The organism is Thiolapillus sp., assembly GCF_048562965.1.
Taxonomy (GTDB): domain Bacteria; phylum Pseudomonadota; class Gammaproteobacteria; order Chromatiales; family Chromatiaceae; genus Thiolapillus; species Thiolapillus brandeum_A.
Genome location: NZ_JBHNMF010000754.1, coordinates 1 through 1,446 on the forward strand (window position 1 = coordinate 1; position 1,446 = coordinate 1,446).

Consider the following 1,446-nt stretch of genomic DNA (forward strand, 5'->3'; position numbering starts at 1 on the left):
GAGGCAGGCTTGTACTCATCTTAGGGGTGAGTAGTTACCTGATCACATGGCTTTTCGGCTATCCTTCATCGTCATCCAACTCCCTGGCCGGGGGACTTGTGGGAGCCGGTTTGTATGCCGTGGGAACAGGCCATATCAACTGGGGCGCAGATGCATTGACCCGCTTCGAGTTGCAAGGTGTCATGAAGGTACTGGCCGGGCTGCTGGTGTCTCCCCTGTTTGGGTTCATCATCGGCTTTGTCATCATGAAGCTGTTCATTGTTGTCCTGAAACACTTTACCTGCCGTATCCGGCCATTGCTGGTAATCACCCAGTACTTCAGCGTCGCCTGGCTCGGATTCTCCCATGGAGCCAATGATGCACAGAAAGGCATGGCCATCATCGGCATGATGTTGCTGGCCAGTGGCACGACCCGGACTTTCACCATCCCTGACTGGGCGGTGTTGCTGTGTGCCTCCTCCATCACGTTGGGTACCACGTTCGGCGGGTGGCGCATCATAAAGACACTGGGATTCGGTTTGTACAGGTTGCGAACCATTCATGCTGTCGCCAACCAGATGGGGTCAGCCCTGGTCAACAGCATCGCAACCGGTATCGGCGCTCCCACATCCACCACCCAGGTCGTCACGGCTACGCTGCTGGGAAATGGCGCCGCGGAAAAACCTCTGCATGTAAAATGGAAAACGGCCGCCGGTATCATGGCCGGATGGTGGCTAAACATCCCTGTATCCATGCTTCTCGGTAGCGGATACTGTTATCTGTACCTCATCATTCGGAGTTGATCATGGCGGGCTTCATCGGCAAATACCTGCTGCCCAGGGAAATCGATTTCAACAAAGCCTTGCTGAACTAGGCCAGACTCGGCCGGTCCATGGTCGAGGAGCTTTATCAGGCCTGTGTCGATGAAGACAAAAACAGACTGGCATCCCTGTCCACGGCTGCAATGCAAGCCCGAAAGCTCAAGGCAAAGAACATGGGACAGCTGCTGGATGTGTTTATCACGCCCTATGACAAGGAATCGATCTATCGCATGATTACCCAGTTGGACTGGGTGACGCTCAGTGTGAAACATTTTGTGCTGGAAACCGATCTCTACGACATCCATGAACTGGCCGAATACGAGCCCATACTGAGAACACTGGCAACCATGGCCATCGCGCTGGAAAAAGGCATTGCCAGCCTGCCCTCGAAAACCCTGGGCATCATTGCGCCCAAAATCGACCAGGTTCATGACCTGTATGATGAAGTGGTCGAAACCTGTGCCAAGACGACAGCAACACTGCTCGCCCAGGACGACATCAAGCACATTATTCGCCACAAGGACATTTTGCTGCAACTGAAGGAAATCGCGAAGCGGCTGCATATTTCCGCCAATACACTGGAACTAGAGTTTAGAGTAAGCAACATTGTTCCACCGTATATTTTCGGGTGAAATAAAGTTGCTAT

The 1,446-nt window shown here is 53.2% G+C and carries 2 protein-coding genes; both read left to right on the top strand.

Annotated features, from left to right (window positions below):
• On the top strand, positions 1 to 782 hold a 782-nt coding region (locus ACOCD2_RS19815; protein WP_293653212.1), incomplete at its 5' end, for an inorganic phosphate transporter.
• A gap of 89 nt (positions 783 to 871) precedes the next feature.
• The gene (locus ACOCD2_RS19820) at positions 872 to 1,432 is read left to right on the top strand and encodes a DUF47 domain-containing protein (RefSeq protein WP_293650199.1); all 561 of its coding nucleotides are present in this window, start codon (positions 872 to 874) and stop codon (positions 1,430 to 1,432) included.
• Positions 1,433 to 1,446: the final 14 nt, after the last annotated feature.

What these genes read in the sequence shown, in the direction of transcription:
- ACOCD2_RS19820 (WP_293650199.1), top strand. Translation starts at nt 872, where the DNA reads ATGGTCGAGGAGCTTTATCAGGCCTGTGTCGATGAAGACAAAAACAGA.